The organism is Streptomyces alkaliphilus (genome assembly GCF_014141535.1).
In the GTDB taxonomy this organism is placed as follows: domain Bacteria; phylum Actinomycetota; class Actinomycetes; order Streptomycetales; family Streptomycetaceae; genus Streptomyces; species Streptomyces alkaliphilus.
Genome location: NZ_VKHT01001075.1, coordinates 1 through 1,627, shown reverse-complemented (window position 1 = coordinate 1,627; position 1,627 = coordinate 1). Strand labels below are relative to the sequence as shown.

Sequence of the window (1,627 nt, the reverse complement as noted above, 5' to 3'; positions counted from 1 at the left end):
GAGGGGAGCTTCACCGGAACCGGGGGCCTCACCGGCGCCGGGCGTATCGGGGGCGTCCGGCGCGGCCCCCGCGTCCGGACCGTTTTCCCCGGGGAGCGGCAGCACGGCGCTGATCCGGTAGCCGCCGCCCGGCCGGGGACCGGTCTCCAGCGTCCCGCCGACCATCCCCACCCGCTCCCGCATGCCGATCAGTCCGGAGCCGGGGGGCCCGGGCTCCGGCTCGGGCCCCGGGCCGACGCGGGCGGGCGTCCCCGCCCGCGCGGCGGCGGAACGGACGCCGCCGGGCCGGACGGGTGCGACGGGTGGCGGGGCGCCGGCGGGGCCGCGCCCGTCGTCCTCCACCAGGACCCGCAGCGCGCCGTCGGTGTACCGCAGGCGCACCAGGGCGCCCGGCGTGGGACCGGCGTGCTTGCGGGTGTTGGTCAGCGCCTCCTGCACGATGCGGTAGGCGGTCAGTTCCACCCCGCCGGGCAACCGGCGGGGGGTGCCCTCGATCCGGAAGTCCACCGGCAGGCCCGCGTCCCGCACCTGCTGCACGAGGTCGGCGACCTGCTCCACACCCGGCTGGGGCAGGAGGTTCCCGCCCTCGTCGGTGTCCTCCCCCAGCACCCCGACCAGCCGCCTCATCTCCTCGAGGGCCTGACGGCCGGTGCCCGAGATGGTGCGCAGGGCGTCCCGGGCCTGGGCGGGCGCCGAATCCAGCACGTAGGCCGCGCCGTCCGCCTGCACCACCATCACCGAGACGTTGTGGGCGACCACGTCGTGCAGTTCCCGCGCGATACGGGCGCGTTCCGCCGCCACCGCGACCCTCTCGCGCGCCGCGCGCTCCCGCTCGAGTCGGGCGGCGCGCTGTTCCAGCTCCGCGTAGTAGGCGCGACGGGTGCGCAGGGAGTCGCCGAGCACCCAGGCGAGCAGGAAGCAGACGGTGAGCAGCAGCAACTCGAAAGCCGTGGCCGGCGCCGAGGCGTCGGGCCGCGCCCACCACCGCGCCATGGCGATCGCCGGAGCCGCGAGCGCCGCCGCGAAGGCGATGGCCGAGGCTCTCCGGTCGGGCTTGGAGGCGACGGTGAAGACGATCACGAGCATGGCGAAGTTCGCCGGCACGGGCGGCACGTCGACCACCACCTGGCCCACCCCGGTGGCGATGGCCAGCCCCAGCATGGAGCCGGGCACCACCCGGCGCAGGATCACCACCGTGGCCATGGCGAGCGTGACGCCCACCACCGCGGCGCGCGATCCCACGTACTCCGAGGGCGCGTTCAGCCCCCACACCAGCCCCGGCCCGAGGAGCACGAATCCCCAGAAACCGTCCACCCACAGGGGGTGACGGCGCAGGAAGTCGTACATCCGGTTCACGTTACCCAGCGTAGGCAGACGATGGACGCACCGGGTCAACCGGAGGGGCGATCCCCGCTTCGGCCGGCTACTCCTCAGGGTGGATCCGGCCGGTCTCCGAGGAGCACCGACACCGGGCCCCGTACCGTGGCCCCGTGGCCACCGCCGATCGTGTCCCCGACAACCCCGGTTCCCCCACCGGTGACGATTCCGAGGGGCCCGGGCGACCGCCGGCGCCCGGTGCGGGGCGCGCCCCGGCCGGCGACGCGCCCCCGGGCGGGGTCCGCGGTTC

At 76.3% G+C, this 1,627-nt stretch carries 1 protein-coding gene; it reads right to left on the bottom strand.

The window, feature by feature from the left end:
* The coding region (locus FNQ90_RS22480) for a sensor histidine kinase (protein ID WP_182608018.1) at positions 1 to 1,356 on the bottom strand (1,356 nt) is incomplete at its 3' end.
* Between the last annotated feature and the right edge of the window lie 271 nt (positions 1,357 to 1,627).